Source organism: Streptosporangium sp. NPDC050855 (assembly GCF_044456585.1).
In the GTDB taxonomy this organism is placed as follows: domain Bacteria; phylum Actinomycetota; class Actinomycetes; order Streptosporangiales; family Streptosporangiaceae; genus Streptosporangium; species Streptosporangium longisporum.
Genome location: NZ_JBITFY010000001.1, coordinates 306,009 through 324,045, shown reverse-complemented (window position 1 = coordinate 324,045; position 18,037 = coordinate 306,009). Strand labels below are relative to the sequence as shown.

21 protein-coding genes are annotated in these 18,037 nt (G+C 72.4%); 14 read left to right on the top strand and 7 right to left on the bottom strand.

The window, feature by feature from the left end:
• Positions 1-25 precede the first annotated feature (25 nt).
• A complete protein-coding gene (locus ACIBCT_RS01495) occupies positions 26-1,498 on the bottom strand; it encodes an alpha/beta hydrolase family protein (protein ID WP_399185425.1) in 1,473 nt (490 codons plus the stop codon).
• 78 nt (positions 1,499-1,576) lie between these two features.
• On the opposite strand from ACIBCT_RS01495, the gene ACIBCT_RS01490 reads away from it, so the two are divergent.
• The gene (locus ACIBCT_RS01490) at positions 1,577-2,140 is read left to right on the top strand and encodes an ArsR/SmtB family transcription factor (protein ID WP_399185423.1); all 564 of its coding nucleotides are present in this window, start codon (positions 1,577-1,579) and stop codon (positions 2,138-2,140) included.
• 240 nt (positions 2,141-2,380) lie between these two features.
• Positions 2,381-2,746, top strand: coding sequence for a hypothetical protein (locus tag ACIBCT_RS01485; RefSeq protein ID WP_399185422.1), 366 nt, complete (start codon positions 2,381-2,383; stop codon positions 2,744-2,746).
• A gap of 37 nt (positions 2,747-2,783) precedes the next feature.
• Here the strand turns inward: ACIBCT_RS01485 and ACIBCT_RS01480 are convergent, their stop codons facing one another.
• Entirely contained in the window at positions 2,784-3,536 is a 753-nt protein-coding gene (locus ACIBCT_RS01480) for a neutral zinc metallopeptidase (RefSeq protein ID WP_399185421.1), read from the bottom strand.
• Positions 3,537-3,725: 189 nt separating this feature from the next.
• Here ACIBCT_RS01480 and ACIBCT_RS01475 point away from each other — a divergent pair, with 189 nt between their 5' ends.
• The 4 genes from ACIBCT_RS01475 (at position 3,726) to ACIBCT_RS01460 (ending at position 7,220) form a co-directional block, all read left to right on the top strand.
• Complete coding sequence (locus ACIBCT_RS01475; protein WP_399185419.1) at positions 3,726-4,301, top strand: hypothetical protein; 576 nt, start codon at positions 3,726-3,728, stop codon at positions 4,299-4,301.
• 55 nt (positions 4,302-4,356) lie between these two features.
• A complete protein-coding gene (locus ACIBCT_RS01470; RefSeq protein ID WP_399185418.1) occupies positions 4,357-5,337 on the top strand; it encodes an NADP-dependent oxidoreductase in 981 nt (326 codons plus the stop codon).
• A gap of 289 nt (positions 5,338-5,626) precedes the next feature.
• On the top strand, positions 5,627-6,631 hold the full coding sequence (locus tag ACIBCT_RS01465; protein WP_399185417.1) for a GlxA family transcriptional regulator: 1,005 nt from the start codon (positions 5,627-5,629) through the stop codon (positions 6,629-6,631).
• Entirely contained in the window at positions 6,597-7,220 is a 624-nt protein-coding gene (locus ACIBCT_RS01460) for a DJ-1/PfpI family protein (RefSeq protein ID WP_399185416.1), read from the top strand. Before ACIBCT_RS01465 ends, ACIBCT_RS01460 begins: the two co-directional genes overlap by 35 nt.
• Before the next feature lie 127 nt (positions 7,221-7,347).
• On the opposite strand, the gene ACIBCT_RS01455 is transcribed toward ACIBCT_RS01460, so the two are convergent.
• Positions 7,348-7,917: a CGNR zinc finger domain-containing protein gene (locus ACIBCT_RS01455; protein ID WP_399185415.1), complete on the bottom strand. Its 570-nt coding sequence runs from the start codon at positions 7,915-7,917 to the stop codon at positions 7,348-7,350.
• 69 nt (positions 7,918-7,986) lie between these two features.
• Here ACIBCT_RS01455 and ACIBCT_RS01450 point away from each other — a divergent pair, with 69 nt between their 5' ends.
• Together ACIBCT_RS01450 and ACIBCT_RS01445 are read left to right on the top strand one after the other, a co-directional pair.
• Positions 7,987-8,745 carry a class I SAM-dependent methyltransferase gene (locus tag ACIBCT_RS01450; protein WP_399185414.1) on the top strand — a complete coding sequence of 253 codons (759 nt, stop codon included), beginning with the start codon at positions 7,987-7,989 and terminating at the stop codon, positions 8,743-8,745.
• A gap of 84 nt (positions 8,746-8,829) precedes the next feature.
• Positions 8,830-9,642 carry an ArsR/SmtB family transcription factor gene (locus tag ACIBCT_RS01445; protein ID WP_399185413.1) on the top strand — a complete coding sequence of 271 codons (813 nt, stop codon included), beginning with the start codon at positions 8,830-8,832 and terminating at the stop codon, positions 9,640-9,642.
• A 111-nt stretch (positions 9,643-9,753) separates the two neighbouring features.
• On the opposite strand, the gene ACIBCT_RS01440 is transcribed toward ACIBCT_RS01445, so the two are convergent.
• Both ACIBCT_RS01440 and ACIBCT_RS01435 read right to left on the bottom strand, forming a co-directional pair.
• Entirely contained in the window at positions 9,754-10,551 is a 798-nt protein-coding gene (locus tag ACIBCT_RS01440) for a hypothetical protein (RefSeq protein WP_399185412.1), read from the bottom strand.
• Between the two features lie 199 nt (positions 10,552-10,750).
• Positions 10,751-11,140 (bottom strand): PPOX class F420-dependent oxidoreductase, encoded by a 390-nt coding sequence (locus ACIBCT_RS01435; protein ID WP_399185411.1) that lies wholly within the window; start codon positions 11,138-11,140, stop codon positions 10,751-10,753.
• A gap of 70 nt (positions 11,141-11,210) precedes the next feature.
• Between ACIBCT_RS01435 and ACIBCT_RS01430 the strand changes: the two genes are divergently transcribed.
• Positions 11,211-11,633: a MarR family winged helix-turn-helix transcriptional regulator gene (locus tag ACIBCT_RS01430; protein ID WP_399185410.1), complete on the top strand. Its 423-nt coding sequence runs from the start codon at positions 11,211-11,213 to the stop codon at positions 11,631-11,633.
• Positions 11,634-11,752: 119 nt separating this feature from the next.
• Positions 11,753-12,241, top strand: a complete 489-nt coding sequence (locus ACIBCT_RS01425) for a type II toxin-antitoxin system PemK/MazF family toxin (protein ID WP_399185408.1) — start codon at positions 11,753-11,755, stop codon at positions 12,239-12,241.
• A 126-nt stretch (positions 12,242-12,367) separates the two neighbouring features.
• On the opposite strand, the gene ACIBCT_RS01420 is transcribed toward ACIBCT_RS01425, so the two are convergent.
• On the bottom strand, positions 12,368-12,943 hold the full coding sequence (locus ACIBCT_RS01420) for an HD family hydrolase (RefSeq protein ID WP_399185407.1): 576 nt from the start codon (positions 12,941-12,943) through the stop codon (positions 12,368-12,370).
• A gap of 104 nt (positions 12,944-13,047) precedes the next feature.
• Positions 13,048-14,121 carry an aldo/keto reductase gene (locus tag ACIBCT_RS01415; protein ID WP_399185406.1) on the bottom strand — a complete coding sequence of 358 codons (1,074 nt, stop codon included), beginning with the start codon at positions 14,119-14,121 and terminating at the stop codon, positions 13,048-13,050.
• Between the two features lie 165 nt (positions 14,122-14,286).
• Between ACIBCT_RS01415 and ACIBCT_RS01410 the strand changes: the two genes are divergently transcribed.
• The 4 genes from ACIBCT_RS01410 to ACIBCT_RS01395 all read left to right on the top strand — a co-directional run bounded on the left by ACIBCT_RS01410 (position 14,287) and on the right by ACIBCT_RS01395 (position 17,940).
• The gene (locus ACIBCT_RS01410) at positions 14,287-15,165 is read left to right on the top strand and encodes a helix-turn-helix domain-containing protein (protein WP_399185405.1); all 879 of its coding nucleotides are present in this window, start codon (positions 14,287-14,289) and stop codon (positions 15,163-15,165) included.
• Positions 15,166-15,347: 182 nt separating this feature from the next.
• Positions 15,348-15,980 carry a TetR/AcrR family transcriptional regulator gene (locus ACIBCT_RS01405; protein WP_399185404.1) on the top strand — a complete coding sequence of 211 codons (633 nt, stop codon included), beginning with the start codon at positions 15,348-15,350 and terminating at the stop codon, positions 15,978-15,980.
• On the top strand, positions 15,971-16,459 hold the full coding sequence (locus tag ACIBCT_RS01400; protein ID WP_399185403.1) for a PH domain-containing protein: 489 nt from the start codon (positions 15,971-15,973) through the stop codon (positions 16,457-16,459). Before ACIBCT_RS01405 ends, ACIBCT_RS01400 begins: the two co-directional genes overlap by 10 nt.
• The gene (locus ACIBCT_RS01395; RefSeq protein WP_399185402.1) at positions 16,456-17,940 is read left to right on the top strand and encodes a PH domain-containing protein; all 1,485 of its coding nucleotides are present in this window, start codon (positions 16,456-16,458) and stop codon (positions 17,938-17,940) included. The genes ACIBCT_RS01400 and ACIBCT_RS01395 overlap by 4 nt, the downstream gene beginning before the upstream one ends.
• The last annotated feature ends 97 nt before the right edge of the window (positions 17,941-18,037 follow it).

The following is an 18,037-nucleotide window of genomic DNA, read 5'->3' as shown; positions in this document are numbered from 1 at the left end:
CGCCGTCCTGTGTCGTCGCAGGTCGTCAGGGAAGGAGCAGTCCCCAGTAGAGGGACCAGGGGACGAACACCAGCCCGCCGCAGAGCAGGAGGCCGAGCCGTACCCGTTCCCCCGCGGGGACGGAGGCGGCGTTGCGACGCCAGGCCAGCGCGGTGAGGACCACCGCGACCACCGAGGCCACCGCCAGGGCCTGCAGCGCCAGCCAGACGAGCGGGCGCCCCGCCAGCACCGGACCGGTGGTGGCCAGCTTGCCTCCCGTCATCAGCAGGTAGGTCAGGTAGCAGAACGATCCCAGCACCGCCGTGAGCCCTCCGGCGCTCAGGAGCCGGGCGGCCCGGGTCACCGGCGTCCGCGAGCGGCCGCGCAGGCGGCGCACCAGGGCGACCACCGGATAGGCGGCGAACGCGACCACGAGCAGCGTCAGGGCCGCCAGCTGGACGTTCGACGACTCCCAGCCGGCCGGAGGATCCATCGGCACCGTCGGGGCGTCCTGCACCGGATCGGGTCCCGACCAGCGCGTCCCGGGCGGCTCGCCCGCGGTGACGCCGTGCACCCAGGTACCGACCAGGGCCGCGTAGCCGGGTGCCAGCTCCGGCAGCCGGGTGACGCCCCCGTCGGGGGTGCGGTGGGCGGCGTGGTCGGCGTCGGCGAAGAACCGGAACGTGTAGTGCCGGTTGCCGCCCTTCTCCAGCGCCTCGGCGAACCCTCGCGGGCTCTCCTCGGGCGGGGTGAGCAGGTCGTGGACGCCCCAGATGCCGAGCACCGGCCGGCGTAGCGCGGCGATGACCGGCCTCGGGTCGTAGTAGGGCTCGGGGAACAGGCCGCCGTCCGCGATCATCCGGTACATGTGCGGCTCGGCCCGGTCGACGAGCGAACCGGAGACCCCGGCCTTGCGCAGCCCGGCCGCCACGGCCCAGGTCTGCTGGCGCAGCGGCGGGCCGCTGTTCGCCCCCACGACGATCACGAAGGCGACGTCCCGCGAACGGGAGGCCGCGAGCGGGGCGACCCAGCCCCCCTCGCTGAGCCCCCAGAGGCCGACCTTGGCCGGATCGACGCCCGGCTGGGAACGCAGTGCGGTCACCGCGCCGAGCGCGTCGCCGGCGAGCCGCGCGTAGGACCGCTCGAAGAGCGAGTAGCCCTTGGAGCGCTTGTCGTAGATCAGCACGGACAGCCCCTGGCGGGCGAACTCGACGGCCTCGGTCAGCAGCTTCGTGCGGGGCGTGCCCGTACCCGCCCCGTGCACCAGGACGACGCCCGGCCGGCCGGGTCTCGCCGCGATCGGTGACAGGACCGTGCCGTGCAGCGGCAGCCCCTCCGAGCCGCCGAAACTCACCGGCACCGCCCTCAGGTCGGCGGGAACGACGAGCGGAGGCCCGGCGGACGACGACACCGAGGAGGGCGTCCCGGCAGGTGAGGGCTCCGCGGGCGAAGGGCCCGCCGGAGGCGAGAGGGCCGACAGGAACAGGGCCGCGGTCACGACGAGGAGATGAGGTGTCATATGCCGAACGTACTCTGCAGAGAAGTCTCTGCAAACCCTTTCCTGCAGAGACCCTTCTGCAGGACTAGGCTGCTCATCATGAAGGATGAGGACTCGTTCCTTCTCGACGACCCGGCCCGGCTCAAGGCGCTCGCGCATCCCATGCGCCGGCTCATGCTGCGCCACCTCTCCCTGCACGGCTCGGCGACCTCGACGACCCTCGCCGACCTGCTCGGCGCCAAGACCGGCACCACCAGCTACCACCTGCGGCAGCTGGAGAAGTACGGCTTCGTCGAAGAGGTCCCCGGGCACTCGGCGGGCAGGGAACGCTGGTGGCGCAGGACCGAGGAGCCCAGGGACATGCGGCTGCCCACCCCCGACCGGCTCGCCCCCGAGGACCGTCCCGTGCTCGCGGAGTTCCACCGGATCGGCCTGGAGGAGGATCTCGCGCTCTTCCAGCGCCTTCCCGAGATCTACGAGCGCGAGCCCCACTGGGTCAAGGCGTCACGCGGTATCGCCCGGATGACCGCGCAGGAGTTCGAGGAGTTCTTCGAGGCCTACATGAAGGTGCTGAAAAAGCACAGCCCCCGGGCCGAGGACGCCTCCCCGGACGCGCGGCCGATGTTCGTCCGGCTCTTCGCCTTCCCCGCCGAGGACGGCTGACGGGCTCCCCGGACGGGTCCCGGGGGACGGATTCCCGGAGTCGGGGCCCGGTAGGTCGGGTCCGGAGGCAGGTCCCGGGAGACGAGTTCCCGGAGCCGAGAACGAAACCCTTCCGGCGTGCATCCAACGGGGCGTGAAACGATCCACCGATCCCGGCCGTCCCGGCCGTCCCGCTCCGACGACGGACCGCGAAGTCTTCCCGCGCCACCGCGTACCCGACCTGCGGGAGGAGGCGGGCGGATGCCGCTCGACGCGCTGATCGACGCCGTCGTGGCGGCCGTCGTCCTCCCCCTGCTCCCGCTCTCCGCCCGTCGTCCCGGGCGGACGCCGGTCACCCCGGGCGGGTCCGCCAAGACCGTGCGGCCGGAGGCGACCCGCTCACGGCCCGTCGTCCAGGCGGCCCCCGGCCCGCTCGCGGCGTCCGCCGACGACTTCGGCGCGACGGTCCTATGGCGCTACCCGGAAGGCGTCCGCCCGGTGCGGCCCTTCACCCCGCGATTCCTCCCGGTGGGAAATTCCATCACGGAAAAGCCGAAAAAAGGTGACTCACAACCGAGTTTCGCACCGGACGGAGCCGTCTACCCGGCACGAATCGACGCATCCTGATCAGCGCGCCCCGAACCCCCTGGCTCGGCTTCCCGGATCAGCGCACCCTGGACGGCGGGACCGTCCAGGTGTTGCAGGCCGCCGGTGACGCGGCGCGGAAACCCCTGTCGAGCCAGGTGGCGATGGTACGGCCCTTGCCGTGGTTGGTGCCGTACCTCTCGTCCCCGTTCCTGCGGGTGAGTTCCAGCAGGTACTCCCAGTCCTCCTCGGTCCGGTCCAGGGAGTCCCAGACGCTGCCGATGAAGACGCCTGCCAGGCACTCGGCCTGCAGCTCGTTCCGGCGGATCTGCTCCCCCAGCTCGCGCTTCCCCTTGTACGGGTGGTAGTCGAAGGCGCGTTCCATCCCGGTGAGGGTCTGGATGTGGTGCCCGTACTCGTGGGCGGCCAACAGGAACAGGACCAGATCGGAGGGGTCCTCGAGGAGGGTGTCGTCCAGCTTGACGAGGAAGCGCCGCTCCCGGCCGCAGTACTGCGCCGCGGCGCTCTTGCTCCAGACGTGCCCGCAGAATCGCCGGGGCTTGACGCCGAACGCGATCCGGGCCTTGGCGAACGGCAGGCCCGCCTGCTGGAGGTGGGCGCCCCAGGAGGTGTTGAGGCAGTTCAGCACCGAGGTCAGGTACCGCTTGGCCGAGGCGGCGTGGTTCGGCTTCACCTCCCGCTCCGGGCACTCGCTCGGCTCGAGAGCACCGCTGCGGTACAGCTTGTTCTTGGTCAGGACCGAATCGCGGATGGGGTAGCGGGCGCCGGGGGCCGGATCCGGGACGGCGCCGTGAGCCGCGCCTGACAACACAAGCAAAAAACTTACAGAAATCGCCACAAGGAGGGGAAAACGCATGATCGGATCTTAGGGGCCGTGAAACACCGAACAAGAATATTTTCTCCTGGTTCCTGCCGATCCGATGGTTTCCGTCCCGTGGGCGGAAACCGGGACGAAGCCGCCATGGACGGGGGCCGGGGGCGTCCGGCAGACTCCGGCCGCATGACACTGCCCGCCCTCGCCGAAGAGGTCGTCACCACCTACCTCCGGGCGGCCGACGACGAAGCCCCCGGTCTTGTCGAAGGCCTGTACGAGGGCCGGTTCCACCCCGGCACCGACGGCACGGCTCCCGCCGGCCCCGTCACCTGGCGGACCCTGTCCGGTCACGGCACGACCCTGCGCGGTCCCGAACCCGCCGGACTGGATCTCTGGCACGACCCGCGGGCCCTCGCCGTCTGGGCCGACGACGACCTCGACCGGTACTGGCGCCGGCTCTGCGACCGCGCGTCGAGGCCCTTCAGCGTCTGGGGACAGGCCGCCCTGGGTGGCTACGGCACCGTCTGGATCGTCACCGGCGTGACGCGCCTGCACTTCACCCTGGCCACGGGCGACATCACCTCCGAGGAGGGCGCGTGCCGCCACGCGCTGGAGACCTTCCCGCCGCGCTGGCACCGGGTGGCCGAGGAGGCCCTGCGCATCCGGCGGACGGACCGGGCCCTGCCCACGTTCACCGGCCTCCTCGGCGACATGACGGAGTTCCTGCCCGCCGGGTCCGGCCGGACCCGGCGGTCCCTGTAAGCGCGCCGGTCGTCCCGTCCGCGGGCCGCCGCCGGGCCGCTGGCATGCTTGTCCCATGACCGGATCGACGATGCGCGCCGTCAGCCAGGACGTCCTGGGCGGACCCGAGGTGCTGAAGGTGGTGGAGTGCGAGCGGCCCGTGCCGGGCCCGACCGAGGTGCTGGTACGGGTGCACGCGGCAGGGCTCAACCCCACCGACTGGAAGCACCGCGCCACGGGCGGCCTGCTGGGACGGCCGCCGTTCGTCCTCGGCTGGGACGTCTCCGGTGTCGTGGAGGCCGTCGGCCTGGGGACGGCCGTGTACAAGCCGGGCGACGAGGTCTTCGGCATGCTGCGCTACCCGTACGGCCACGGCGCGTTCGCCGAGTACGTGACCGCCCCCGCCCGGACGTTCGTCCGCAGGCCGCGCGGGATCGACCACGTCCGGGCGGCGGCGCTCCCGCTGGCCGCGCTGACCGCGTGGCAGGCGCTGGTGGACGTCGCGGCGGTGCGGGCCGGTCACCGGGTGCTCGTCCACGCCGCGGCCGGTGGGGTGGGCCACCTCGCGGTGCAGATCGCCAAGGCGCGGGGAGCCCACGTCATCGGCACGGCGAGCGCCGCCAAGCACGACCTGCTGCGCGGGCTGGGGGCCGACGAGCTCGTCGACTACCGGCAGGTGGACTTCGCCGAGACGGTCAGGGACGTCGACGTGGTGCTCGACACGATGGGCGGCGACTACGGCCCCCGCTCGCTGCGCACCATGCGCCAGGGAGGCGTCATCGTGTCGCTCGTCCTGTCCGGCCTGGCCGAGGGGTTCGGCGCCCAGGCCGAGGCGGCGGGCGTCCGCGCCGAGTCCATGCTCGTGGAGCCCGATCACGCCGCGCTGAGGGCGATCGCCGCGCTGGCCGAGGCGGGCAGGCTGCGCGCCGAGATCGACACGGTGCTCCCGCTGGAGCAGGCCGCCGAGGCGCACGCGCGCGGCGAGACCGGCCGCACCACCGGCAAGATAGTTCTCACCGTCGCCTCCCCCGGGACGAGCGAGCCCGGACTCCGGTGAGCCCGTGCTCCGGCGGTCCCGGACCCGGGACGGGCCGCGCGCCGGGTCCGATGACCAGGCCGGTCCGTCCGTCGAGCGAGGCGCCGGCCGCGGCGAGCTGCCGGCGGGCGACCTCCAGCACCCGCGCGCGGTTGCGCGCGGCGTCCGCCCGCAACGCCGTCCCCCGTTCAGCACCGGACGCCACGGCCTCGGCCTGGTCGTCCGCCGATTCCCCGCCCGCGTCGCGATGGCCGGATCTGCAAGACATGTGTCCTTGCGGCCGTCACCGCCGGTGGCCAAGGATGACGGCATGCCACACCGCGTCGTCATCGTCGTCTTCGACGGCTTCCAGCTGCTCGATCTCGCGGGCCCGGCCGACGTGTTCTCCGCGGCCGGGCTGCTGGACCCGGGTGCCGCCTACCGGGTGGAGACCACGGCCGCCCAGGCCGGAGCCGTGCGCTCCCTGTCCGGCGTCACCGTCCACGCCGGGACGCCGCTGCGGGACGTCCGGGGGCCGATCGGCACGCTGCTGGTGGTCGGCGGCCTTCCCACCCCCGCGGGCCTGGACGGCACCGCGGCGCTGATCCCGGAGCTCCGCAGGCTCGCCGGGGAGTCGGACCGCGTCGGGTCCATCTGCTCGGGCACGTTGCTGCTGGCCGAGGCCGGTCTGCTGGAGGGACGGCGGGCGACCACCCACTGGGCCGTGGGGGACATGCTCGCCCGCGACCATCCGGACGTGCGGGTGGACGCCGACCGCATCTACGTACGCGACGGCGACGTGTGGACGTCGGCGGGGGTCACCTCGGGGATCGATCTCGCCCTCGCCCTCGTCGCCCACGACCACGGGCACGACCTGGCCAGGGAGATCTCCCGCTGGCTGGTCGTGTACCTGCAACGGCCCGGCGGGCAGAGCCAGTTCAGCACGCCGCTGAGCACGCGGACGCCGAAGCGCGAGCCGCTGCGCGACCTGCAGGGGTGGATCGAGGAGAACCTGGACGCCGATCTGTCGGTACAGGTCCTCGCGGAACACGTGAACACGAGTGTCCGCCACTTCTCACGCGTGTTCGCCGCCGAGGTCGGCATGACGCCCGCCCGGTACGTCGAACACGCGCGGACCGCGGCGGCCAGACGGCTGCTGGAGAGCGGCGACGAGCCGCTCGACCGGATCGCCGTCCGGGTCGGCCTGGGCACACCGGAGACCCTCTACCGGGTCTTCCGGCGCCACCTCACGATCTCGCCGGGAGAGTACCGGCGCCGTTTCCACGCCACGGAGAACCGACATGCAGATCGCCATCCCCCTGTACGCGGGCTATGACGCCGCGGACGCCCTGGGGCCGTACTTCGTCCTGCGCCACATCCCCGGCGCCACGGTCACCTTCGTGGCCGAGCGGCCGGGCGTCGTCGCCGACCAGGGGGTCACGCTGACGGCCACCGCCTCCTTCGCCGACCTGCCCGCCCCCGACGTCCTGGTGGTGCCGGGCACCGCGGACGTGATGCGCAGCACGGCCGACCAGGAGCTGATCCGGTACGTGAGGACGGCCCATCCGACCACCACGTGGACCACGTCGGTGTGCGTGGGCTCGCTCACGCTCGGCGCGGCGGGCCTGCTGGAGGGGGTCAGGGCGACCACCCACTGGGTGGCCCGCGACCTGCTCGCGGGGTTCGGAGCGCTGCCGGTCGACGAACGCTTCGTCACGGAAGGAAAGATCATCACCTCGGGCGGGGTGCTGGCCGGTATCGACATGGCCCTCCACCTCGCGTCCCTGCTGGCGGACGAGGAGACGGCCATGGCCATCCAGCTCGGCCTGGAGTACGCGCCCCGGCCGCCGTTCGACGCCGGGAGGCCCGAGACCGCCCCCGCGGGGGTCGTCGAGCTGGTGCGCTCCCTCCTGAGGAGCACCTGAACCCCCGCCCGGACACCGGGGCGCCAGACGTCCGGACACGGAGACGTCCGGACGCCCGGACACCGGGGCGCGGGGACGTCCGGACGCACCCCCGCCCGGGCGCGTCCTCACGTCCCCGGACGCGTCCTCACGTCGTCCTGCCCCTGGCGCGGAAGGCCGCGGTCTTGACGCGGTTCTGGCAGGCCGTGCCGCAGAAGCGGCGGGTGCCGTTGCGCGACACGTCCACGTACACCCGGTCGCAGTGCGGCGCCGTGCACACGCCGAGGCGGTCGCGGAAGTCACCGCCCAGCACGATCGCGAGCCCGGTGGCGCAGCTCGCCGCCAGGTCACCGGCGACGGTGCCGCCGCGGCCGTGGAAGTGCAGGTGCCACGGCTCCCCGTCGTGCCGCTCGAGCAGCGGACGGGCGCGGGTGTCGTCCAGGAGGGCGTTGACCCGCAGGGCCGCCGTGTCGACGTCCCCCGCGGTCACGGCCTCGAAGACCGCGCGCAGCCGGGCCGCGGTCCCGGCGAGCTCGCCGGCCTCCTCCTCGGTGACCTCCCGCTGGCCCGGATAACCGGTCCGCAGGCCCTCGGTGGCGGCGCCGACGAGATCGCGCGGCGCCTGGAAGGGGCGGCCCCGCCTCTCCCCGGGGGTCAGCTCGTTGACCAGACCCACCGCCATCCGGACGATCGCATCGGTGTGACTGTTGAAATCCACTTGACCAGTTACCTGTTCGCGTTTTAGTTTGTGACTGTCGAAAGCTTATACGACAGTCACAAGGAGACGATGGTGCTCACCCACGATGCCGCACGCGAATGGATCGCACGCTGGGACCGTCAGCAGGAGGGCTACCTGCCCGACCGGGAGGAGCGGTTCACCGCGCTGATCGACGCCGTCGAGGCGCTGGACCGTCCCGATCCGCTGGTCGTCGACCTCGGCTGCGGGCCGGGCTCGCTGTCGGCGCGTCTGCTGGAGCGGCTGCCCGGGGCGACGGTGGTCCCGGTCGACGCCGACCCGCTGCTGATCGGCCTCGGCCGGGCCGCCTACCCGCACCTCAGGTTCGTCTCCCTCGACCTGCGCACCCCCGGGTGGGCGGGCTCCCTGGGCCTGGACCGGCCGGCCGACGCCGCGGTGAGCACCACCGCCCTGCACTGGATCTCCGCGTCCGACCTCCCGAAGATGTACGCCGAACTGGCGACCGTGCTGCGGCCGGGCGGGCTCCTGCTCAACGGCGACCACATGGAGACCGACGACACCGCCCCCGTCATCGCCCGCCTCGAACGCGCCGTGCACGAGCGGGCCACCGAGCGCCTGTTCGCCGACGGGCGTCCGGAGGACTGGCGCCAGTGGTGGGACGCGGTCGCCGCCGACCCCGCGTTCGCCGAGCTCAACTCCGCCCGCGCCACCGCGGGGGCCGACCACCACGGTTCGGAGTCCCCCCTGCTCTCCTCGCACGTCGACGCCCTGCGCGACGCCGGTTTCACCGAGATCGGCTGCCTGTGGCAGCGCGGCGACAACCGTCTCCTGTGCGCCGTCCGCGGCTGATCGGTCACCCGTCCGGGGAGGAATCGCCGCGGTCACCGGTGGTCGCTTGACATTATGCAGGCAAATGCCTGCATAATTCTCCGTGTGGCTGCGGATACGGACAAGGTCTTCAAGGCGCTGGCGGACCAGACGCGGCGATACCTCCTGGACAGGCTTCACGAGCACAACGGGCAGACGCTGAGCGAGCTGTGCGAGCACCTCGACATGGCACGCCAGTCGGTGACCCAGCACGTGGCCCTGCTCGAGGCCGCCAACCTGGTCAGCACGGTCCGGCGGGGGCGAGAGAAGCTGCACTACCTCAACCCCGTCCCCCTCCACGAGATCCAGGAACGGTGGATCGACAAGTTCGAGCGTCCACGCCTCCGGGCGCTGAGCGCCCTGAAGCGACGAGCAGAGGAGCACGACATGAGCGACACGCTGACCACCGGCACGCCCACCTTCGTGTACGTCACCTACATCCAGAGCACCCCGGAGAAGGTCTGGCACGCCCTGACCGACGCCGACCTCACCGCCGAGTACTGGGGCCACAGCAACGTCTCGGACTGGCAGGCCGGCTCCACCTGGCAGCACGTGCGCACCGACGGGTCGGGGGTCGCCGACGTCACCGGCACGGTCGTGGAGACCGTGCCGCCCAAGCGGCTGGTGATCACCTTCGGCGAGCCGTCCCAGGTCACGTTCGAGATCGAGCCCTACGGCGAGATCGTCCGGCTCACCGTCACCCACGAGAACCTGGCCACCCGGGACGACTACGACCAGATCTCCCTCGGATGGCCGGCCGTGATGGCCAACCTCAAGTCCCTCCTGGAGACCGGGCACGTCCTGCCGCAGGCCCCCTGGGAGATGCACGCGGAGGCCCGGTCCGAGCAGATGGCGAAGAACGACCGCCAGGGGTCGTGACCCTCACCGGGACACCGCGCGGGGGCACCGTACGGGGCCTCGTGGCACACCGGCGGAGGACGGGGCCGTCCGCCGTTCACGGCCCGCGCGCATCCCCCGGGTCCGGGCTCCCTACGGAAGGATCTCGATCGTCTCCGGCGTCTCCTCCGGGGAGCCGGGCTCGGGAAGCTCCTCGGCCTCGATGACCGCGTCCTCGGGCGGCGGCTGGACGGTCACCCTGGCGCCCCAGCCGGTGAAGCGCTGGTCGGAAGTGAGGCTCGGCCGGTCGCCGCCGTTCGCGTGCCGGGAGGTCGCGGAGGCCAGACGGGTGACCCTGCCCTCGGCATCGAACCAGAGCGCCCAGGCGACCTTCTCGCCGCGTCCCGTCCATCCCTCGAAGGGCCGGCCCGGAATCGCGGAGGCGAGGATCGTGCCCCGGGCGGAACGGGGGCCCCTGGAGGAGGCGGTGGCGAGCAGCGCCCGCAGCGTGCCGGGGGTGAACAGGTCGATCGCGCCGTCGGCGGCGACGGGGCGGGGCTCCCGGAGACGTACCCAGTTCTTGTTCAGCGGCAGCCTGCCGATCAGCTCGCCCCCGGAGGCGTAGGTCGCGTCCTTGACCCGCACGAGCAGCGACGGGAAGAGGGTGTCCTCCTTCAGGCCCTCGGAGCTGATCGCCGAGTAGAACGTGGTGGTGTCGTCCGTCTCCACCACTCCCCCCTTGCGGAACCCCACGATCCGGTCGGTCCGGGTGGTGGCGAACCGCCTGCCGTCGGGCGACGTGCGGGTGACCAGGGAGACGGTGACGCCCCGGCCGGGCACGACCTGGGCACGGAGCGCCTTGACCGGATCGGCGACGACGGCGGCGGCACGGGCGGGCAGCGGCGCGAGCAGGACGAGGCCCGCGACGACGCCCGCGGTGATCCGTTTCATGTGGTTTCCTTCACCATCCGGAGGGGAAGGAGATTCTCCCAATCAAAGATCACGATGCCGTCTCGACGGCACGTCTCCGTGCCCGGCATCCGGTGCCGCCGGAGACGGACCGCGATCCCGCACCCGGCCCGGCCCCGGCGCCGCCGGAAGCGCCGTGATCATCTCACCGGCCCGGGACCCGGCCCGCGCCCAGAACGCGTCACTGGCTGGTGGTACGGGTGGGCCGCACGACCAGGACCACCCTGCGCCCGGCGTCGGCGACCGGCGCCTCGTACTCCAGCCCGTAGCGCCTGGCCAGCACGTCGAAGAAGGCACCCTCGGGGTCGGGGTCGATCCGCTCGACGATGCCGCGGACCTCCAGGTACCGGTACGGCTGCTCGGGATCGTTGACGGAGAGCGCCACCCGAGGGCGGACGCTCGCGTTGCGGCCTTTCTGACGGTCCGTCGTGGTGGTGAGGCGCAGGAACTCGCCGTCCCAGACGGTCCACACCGGTGTCACCTGCGGGGTGCCGTCGGGCATCAGGGTCGCCAGGTGCGCGTACAGGGGGCGGGTCAGCAGGTCGAGGTGGCTCTCGGGAATCACGGTCATGGCGGCACGCTATCAAAGCTTTGATAGTCATAAGAAGCTTGCCACACGTGACGGCTTGTAAGCTCCGCTCATGGACATGCCCGCCCAGGAGCGGCTCGGCCTGCCGGTGAAACGCGCCGAACAGCGGCTCATGGCGGCCAAGCACGCGGCGGTGAGGACCGCGGGCCTGACCGTGCCGCAGTACGCCGCCCTGCTCGTGCTGGCCGACAACCCGGGCATCTCCGCGGCCGCCCTGGCCAGGGAGTGCCTCGTCACCCCGCAGGCGATGACCGTCGTGCTGAAGAACCTGCTGGGGGCCGGCCTGATCGAACGCGGCCCGCACCAGTGGCACCGCACGATGCTGGAGACCCATCTCACCGACGCGGGACGCGAGGCGCTGCGCACCGCGGACGCGGCGGCCGTGGTCATCGAGCGCAGGATCGCCGACGCCTTCACCCCAGAGGAACGCGACACCCTGCGGGATCTGCTCGCCCGCTTCACCGAGGCGATCTAGGCGTACCGGGTGGCGCTCATCGCGCCGGTGGCCTTCCCGTGCTTTCCCCACCTCATACTCGAATCCGAAAATGTCCAAGCAAGGGTGGAGTTCAATGTAGGTCGAGTAGGTTGTGAGCCATGCTCGACGTCCTTGGAGAAGCCGGCGATTTACTGATCCTCGGGCTGCTGATCGCAGGAATATATGTCTTTGTCCGCGTCATTCGCCAGCTCCTCGCCCCCCGGCCCCAGCCCGAGGTGCACGAGGCGCCACCGCACCCGGACTGGAATTCACGTCCGCGTCCCGGCGACATCTGGTGGGCCGGTGTGCCGTTCGCGGACGGCTCGGGCGGGAAGGTCAGGCCGTGCCTGGTGATTCGCACCCATTCGAATGGCGTGGAGGTCCTGAAGATTACGAGCCAGGACAAATCCCATCGGATGAACTGTGTCAGCATCCCCACCGCCCACTGGGACCGGCGGGCGCGAAAGGACAGCTGGCTCGATCTCGACGCCCCGTACTTCATCGGCGACCATGACTTCCGGCGACGCGCCGGTGCCTGCGACGACCGGACCTGGTCGCTGGTGAGAAAACACCACCGGACGGGCTGGGTCCACTCCCCCGACCACTGACACCGCGTCCGCGAAGGGCCGACGGCCGGTGCCCCGCCCGTCGGCACCCCCGCACGGCCGGAGGAACGCGACGGGGGAACGCGACGGGGGACGACGCACCTCGACGAGGCCCGGGGGCCGGGGGGCTCAGTCTCCGTCCAGGACGCGTTTCACCCATTCCAGCGAGCCCGTGGCGAGCGCCTCGTCCGCGAGCCGCCTGGCGGAGGCCGTCTTCAGCGCGGCGAGCGAGCTGTCGATCCACGGCTGGATGTTCCGGTACCCCTGCTCGCGGTACTCGACGGCCTGGATGAGGCACTCCAGCTTGTCGGCGTCGCGGGCGCAGACGGCCTCCAGGCTGGTCTTCTCCTCGTACTCCCCGACCGCGCCACTCACCATCTCCGCCACCACCGCCGGAACGCCGCGCACCTGGTCGGCGGTGACCTCCTCGTTCGGGGCCGCCTTCAGGTACAGCCTGCCGAGGTGGTGGATGTCGGTGATGCGGCTCTCCTGCGTGTCGTGGAACAGGCTCATGAACGCCGCACGCTCGGGGTCTCCGCCTTCCAGCGCCGCGATCACACTCGCGATGATCGCCGTACGGAAGGAGTGGTCGGCGACGCTCTCGGGGTCCCGCACCCCCGCCACCAGCCAGCCCGTGCGCCTGTACCGCTTGAGCAGCCCCATCTCGTACAGCAGACCGGTCAGCCTCGACAACTCCTCCGCCATGGAGGCCCCCTCTCCCCTCGGTGGATCTGCGCAGAGCGTAGACGACCGCCGTCGTCCCGTCCGGCACCACCGATGACGAGCCCCCGTACCCCCGCCCGGACGCCTTATCCCCGCCTGGGCTCGATCACCGCCCCGCCGGACATCACCTGACGGGTCATCGGACGGTTCAGGAAGTCGTGCGGGAAACCCTGTTCGACGGCGCCGGCCCGGTCGAGGGCGGCCAGTTCGTCCTCGGTGAAGGTCACCTCCAGGGCGGCCAGGTTGTCCTCGAGCTGCGCGAGGGTCCTCGCGCCGACGATGGGAGCGGTGACCGCCGGGTCGAGCAGCGTCCAGGCGAGCGCGACCCGCGCCGGGGCGGTGCCCTTGCCGGCCGCGACCTCCTTCACCACGTCGGCGATGTCCAGCGCCCGCTCGGTCAGCGAGCCGTTGGCCGCGGCGACGTTCTTGCGCGTCCCCTCCGGATCGGCGGAGACGCCGTGGTCCAGGTCGGCCCGGGTGTACTTGCCGGTCAGCACACCGCTCGCCAGCGGCGACCAGGGGATCACGCCGAGCCCCATCTCCCGCGCCATCGGGATGAGCTCGCGCTCCACCGTCCGCTCGACCAGGCTGTACTCGATCTGCAGGGCGACCAGCGGTGACCAGCCGCGCAGGTCCGCGATCGCCTGCATCCGGGAGACCTGCCACGCGGGGGTGTCGGAGATGCCCAGGTAGAGCACCTTTCCGGCGCGGACCAGGTCGTCCATGGCCCGCAGGACCTCCTCGACCGGGGTCGTGAAGTCCCAGGCGTGCAGGTAGAGGAGGTCGATGTAGTCGGTGTTCAGCCGCCGCAGGCTCGACTCGACCGAGGCGACCATGCTCTTGCGGTGGTTGCCTCCCGAGTTCGGGTCCCCCGGGCGCGTGGCGGCCGTGTACTTCGTGGCGGCCACCACGCGCTCACGACGGCCGTGCATGAACTCGCCGAGCAGCTGCTCGGACGTCCCGTTGGTGTACTGGTTGGCGGTGTCGACGAAGTTCCCGCCCCGGTCCACGTACGCGTCGAAGATCCGGCGCGACTCGTCCTTGTCGGCGCCCCATCCCCAGTCCTGCCCGAAGGTCATGGCCCCGAGCGCCAGCGGTGAGACCCGCAGGCCGGAGCGGCCCAGCAGGCGGTAGCGGTCAAGCGAAACAGTTCCGGTCACAATGGTCTCCAGGCACGGTGCTGCGGCGTGACGATCTCGTTCGGGGCTCGCACCGCCGCCGTGAGCGAGCCGCCTGCTCATCGTGCGGCCGCCGGAGGAGGGGGACCAGCGAGGGCTTTTCCTGGGACTGACCGTCCCAGGCGGACCGTGGCTACGATCGAGGGGGTGAGCAGCGGAATGGACCTGGCCCACGAGCTGGCGGTGTTCCTGCGGACCCGCCGTGAGCGACTGACCCCCCACGACCTGGCGCGTTCCCCGCACGGGCGCCCGCGCCGTACCCCCGGCCTGCGCCGGGAGGAGGTCGCCGAGCTGGCCGGGGTCAGCGTCGACTACGTGGTACGCCTGGAGCAGGGACGGGGGCTGCGCCCCTCGGCCGAGGTGCTCGACGCCCTCGCGCGGGCGCTGCGGCTGAACGACGACGAGCGGGTCTACCTGTTCGACCTGGCCCGGCAGCGGCCGGTGAGCCGGCCGCCCGCGCCCGGCCGGGCGCCGAGCCCGCTGGCCCGGCTGGTCCACGACCTGTCGCCGCTGCCGTGCATGCTGGTCGACCACCGGTTCGACATCCTCGCCGCGAACCGCGAGATGACCAGGCTGATGCTGGACTTCGACCGCCTGCCGGCCGATCAGCACAACACGCTCCGGTTGTGCATCCTCCGCCCGGAGTACCGCGACTTCTGGCGGGACCGGGAGCTGGTCGTCCGCGAGTGCATCGCCGACCTGCGCGCGGCATGGGCCGCGCGTCCCGGCGAGGCGTTCCTGGACGAACTGATCACGGAACTGAGGTCGGGGAGCGAGGAGTTCGCGCGGCTGTGGGCGAGCCGCGACGTCAAGGTGAACGGCCGGGGCCGCAAGCGGTTGCTGCACCCCACGGCCGGCCCGCTCTCCGTCGACTACGAGGTGCTGAACCCGCTGGGGGACCCGGACCGGCGGCTCGTCATCTACCGCGCCGCCGACCCCGCCTCGCAGGCCGTACTGGACGCCCTCACCGACGGTGTCGCCGCTCCCGTACGCGATGGCGTCGCAGACGGGACGTCCAGGCGCTGACACGCGCGGGGCCGAGGCCCCGCAGCGCGACGGCCACCCGGGAGGGACCACCGGCGACATCGCTTCGCGGGGAACCCGGGACGGGTCCTCCGGGGCGTCCGCCCGGCCAGGGTGAGGACGTACCGGGCGAAGAGGGTTCTCTCGGCCGACAAAATGCCAGACGACTGTGCTATTTTTTGGCCATGCGGTCAGAAAACAAGGCGAGTGGCCAGGATCGTTCGTTCATCGAGACGGCACGCCGTGCCCAGATCGTCCGGTCCGCGATCGACGTGATCGCCGAGATCGGCTACGCGCAGGCGTCGCTGGCCCGGATCGCCGAGCACGCCGGCATCAGCAAGGGCGTCATCTCCTACCACTTCGACAGCAAGGACGAGCTGGTCCAGCAGATCGTCGACGACGCGATGACCGCCGGGGACGCCGCCGTCCGTCCCCTCGTCGAGGCGCAGACCACGGCCGCGGACATGCTCAGGGTCTACATCGAGGCGAGCGTGGAGTTCTACCGCACCCACCAGCGGCACATGCTGGCCCTGCTGGACATCTGGACGAACCTGCGCACCCAGGACGGCAGGCAGCGGCTCGGCGTACGCGACAACGAGAACGAGATGGGCGACGTCGAGCAGATCCTGCGGTTCGGCCAGGCCACCGGAGAGTTCGGCGAGTTCTCCACCCGGGTGATGGCCGTGACCGTCAAGCAGGCGGTCGACGGCGTGCTCCTGCTGATGGCCGCCTACGACGACCTCGACTTCGACACCTACGCCCGCGAGCTGGCCGGCCTGTTCGACCGCGCCACCCGCAAGGAGGACCGATGGAGGTGAACCTGCGGCCTCCCCGCCACCCCGTCGAGCCCCGGGCGATCCGCTGGTGGACGACGCAGGCACTGGCCTGGGTGCTCCCGCCGGTGCTCGTGCCGGCCCTGCTGGCCGCGCTGATCCCGCCCGCCCGGCCGTGGCTGCTGGCGGCGGCGCTGCTCGTCGCGGTCCCCGGCCTGGGCTACGCGCTCTGCATGCCGCGCCGGCGCTACCGGATCCACCGCTGGGAGGTCACCGACGAGGCGGTCTACGCCTCCTCCGGCTGGCTGTGGCACAGGTGGCGGGTGGCGCCGATGTCGCGCATCCAGACCGTCGACACCGTACGCGGCCCGTTGCAGCAGGTCTTCGGCCTGTCCGCGGTGAAGGTCACCACGGCCTCGGCCGCGGGATCGATCAGGATCCAGGGGCTGGACCGGCACCTGGCCGCCGACCTCGTCGAGCACCTCACCGCGAGAGCGCAGGCCGTGCCCGGGGACGCGACATGAGCGGCGGCGAGGACGCCTGGGAGCGGCTCGACGCGCGGACGGTCGCGGTCGGCCTGAGCTGGCTGGCCGGCCCCTCGATCCCCGCCACGGTGGCCGTCGTCACGCTGGGGGCCACGCCGCGGACCGTCATCCCGCTCGCCGTCCTGCTGCTCGTCCTCGCCGGGATCGCCTCCCTGGGGGTGCTGCGCCACGCCACCACGCGGTACAGGATCACCGGGGAGCGACTCGAGCACCGATCCGGGCTGGTGTTCCGCCGGGACCGCTCGATCCCGCGCGACCGCGTACGGACCGTCGACGTGACGGCGCAGCCGGTGCACCGCCTGTTCGGCGTGGCCGTCGTGCGCGTCGGCGTCGGCGAGCAGGAGGCGGACCTGCGCCTGGACGCCGTCTCCCGGGCCCGGGCCGAGCGGCTGCGCCTGCTGCTCGGCCCGGAGGGCGGGACGCCCGCGGACAGCGAGACGGTGACGGCGCGTCCCGCCTGGGTCGGTTACGCCCTGCTGAGCGGCTGGACACCGCTCATCGGCCTGGCGCCGTTCGGCGCGCTCTTCCGCGCGCTGGAGATCCTCGGCCTCCAACCCGCCGAGGTGGGTCTCCTGCGGGAGGCGTGGAGCACGGCGTCCCGGTTCTCCTGGCCGGTCGTGGCCGGGACGGTCCTCGCGGCCGTGCTCGCCATCGGATTCGCCGGAGCGCTGCTGCTCCATGTGGAGGTGTGGTGGCGTTTCCGGCTGACGCGCGGGACCGACGGCACCTACCGGATCCGGCGGGGTCTGCTCGGCACCCGGTCGCTGTCGCTCCAGGACGGCCGGCTGCGCGGCGTACGGCTGGCCGAGCCGCTGCCGCTGCGCTGGGGAGGCGGCGCCCGCCTGAGCGCGCTGGTGGCCGGCGTCAACCCCGACGACAGCGAGGAGCGGACCTCCGCGGCGCTGCTGCCGCCCGCGCCCCGGCAGGCGGCGCTGCGGGTGGCCGCGCGGGTGCTCGGCGCCCCCGTGCTGGCGACCCGGCTGCGCCGTCACCCGCGGGCCGCGCTGCGCCTGCGCCTGTCACGCGCCGTCTGGGCGGTGGCGCTGCCGGCCGTGCCGCTGGCCTGGCTCGGGACGTGGGCGAGCCGGCTCCCGGACGGGTTGTGGCTGCTCGCCCCGGCCTGCCTGCCCGTCACGTTGCTGCTGGCGGCCGACGCCTACCGCGGCCTCGGCCACGGTATGTCCGGCGGCTACCTGCTGACCCGCCACGGCGCGATCGCCCGCAGGACGACGGCGCTGCGCACGGACGCGGTCATCGGCTGGACGGTCGGCAGGTCTCCGGCACAACGCCGCCGGGGCCTGATGACCCTCACCGCGGCGACGTCCGCGGGCACCCACCGGATCAAGGACGTCGGCGTCGGACAGGGACTGACCTTCGCCGAGGAGGCGGTACCGGGTCTGCTGGCACCGTTCACGGTCCCCACCGCGCGACCGGCACGGGCCGCGTCCTCCTCGCCGTGACGGTTCTCGTCGTCGATACACCGGCCGCGCTGAGTGATCAAGGACTCGCGTCCTCGGAGCCGCCGCCACCGGGAAGACGCCCGAAGGGGTGACGGAA

Coding starts and splice junctions, on each gene's coding strand:
- ACIBCT_RS01495 (WP_399185425.1), bottom strand. CDS start 1,498: ATGACACCTCATCTCCTCGTCGTGACCGCGGCCCTGTTCCTGTCGGCC.
- ACIBCT_RS01490 (WP_399185423.1), top strand. CDS start 1,577: ATGAAGGATGAGGACTCGTTCCTTCTCGACGACCCGGCCCGGCTCAAG.
- ACIBCT_RS01485 (WP_399185422.1), top strand. CDS start 2,381: ATGCCGCTCGACGCGCTGATCGACGCCGTCGTGGCGGCCGTCGTCCTC.
- ACIBCT_RS01475 (WP_399185419.1), top strand. CDS start 3,726: ATGACACTGCCCGCCCTCGCCGAAGAGGTCGTCACCACCTACCTCCGG.
- ACIBCT_RS01470 (WP_399185418.1), top strand. CDS start 4,357: ATGACCGGATCGACGATGCGCGCCGTCAGCCAGGACGTCCTGGGCGGA.
- ACIBCT_RS01465 (WP_399185417.1), top strand. CDS start 5,627: ATGCCACACCGCGTCGTCATCGTCGTCTTCGACGGCTTCCAGCTGCTC.
- ACIBCT_RS01460 (WP_399185416.1), top strand. CDS start 6,597: ATGCAGATCGCCATCCCCCTGTACGCGGGCTATGACGCCGCGGACGCC.
- ACIBCT_RS01450 (WP_399185414.1), top strand. CDS start 7,987: ATGGTGCTCACCCACGATGCCGCACGCGAATGGATCGCACGCTGGGAC.
- ACIBCT_RS01440 (WP_399185412.1), bottom strand. CDS start 10,551: ATGAAACGGATCACCGCGGGCGTCGTCGCGGGCCTCGTCCTGCTCGCG.
- ACIBCT_RS01435 (WP_399185411.1), bottom strand. CDS start 11,140: ATGACCGTGATTCCCGAGAGCCACCTCGACCTGCTGACCCGCCCCCTG.
- ACIBCT_RS01430 (WP_399185410.1), top strand. CDS start 11,211: ATGGACATGCCCGCCCAGGAGCGGCTCGGCCTGCCGGTGAAACGCGCC.
- ACIBCT_RS01425 (WP_399185408.1), top strand. CDS start 11,753: ATGCTCGACGTCCTTGGAGAAGCCGGCGATTTACTGATCCTCGGGCTG.
- ACIBCT_RS01420 (WP_399185407.1), bottom strand. CDS start 12,943: ATGGCGGAGGAGTTGTCGAGGCTGACCGGTCTGCTGTACGAGATGGGG.
- ACIBCT_RS01405 (WP_399185404.1), top strand. CDS start 15,348: ATGCGGTCAGAAAACAAGGCGAGTGGCCAGGATCGTTCGTTCATCGAG.
- ACIBCT_RS01400 (WP_399185403.1), top strand. CDS start 15,971: ATGGAGGTGAACCTGCGGCCTCCCCGCCACCCCGTCGAGCCCCGGGCG.
- ACIBCT_RS01395 (WP_399185402.1), top strand. CDS start 16,456: ATGAGCGGCGGCGAGGACGCCTGGGAGCGGCTCGACGCGCGGACGGTC.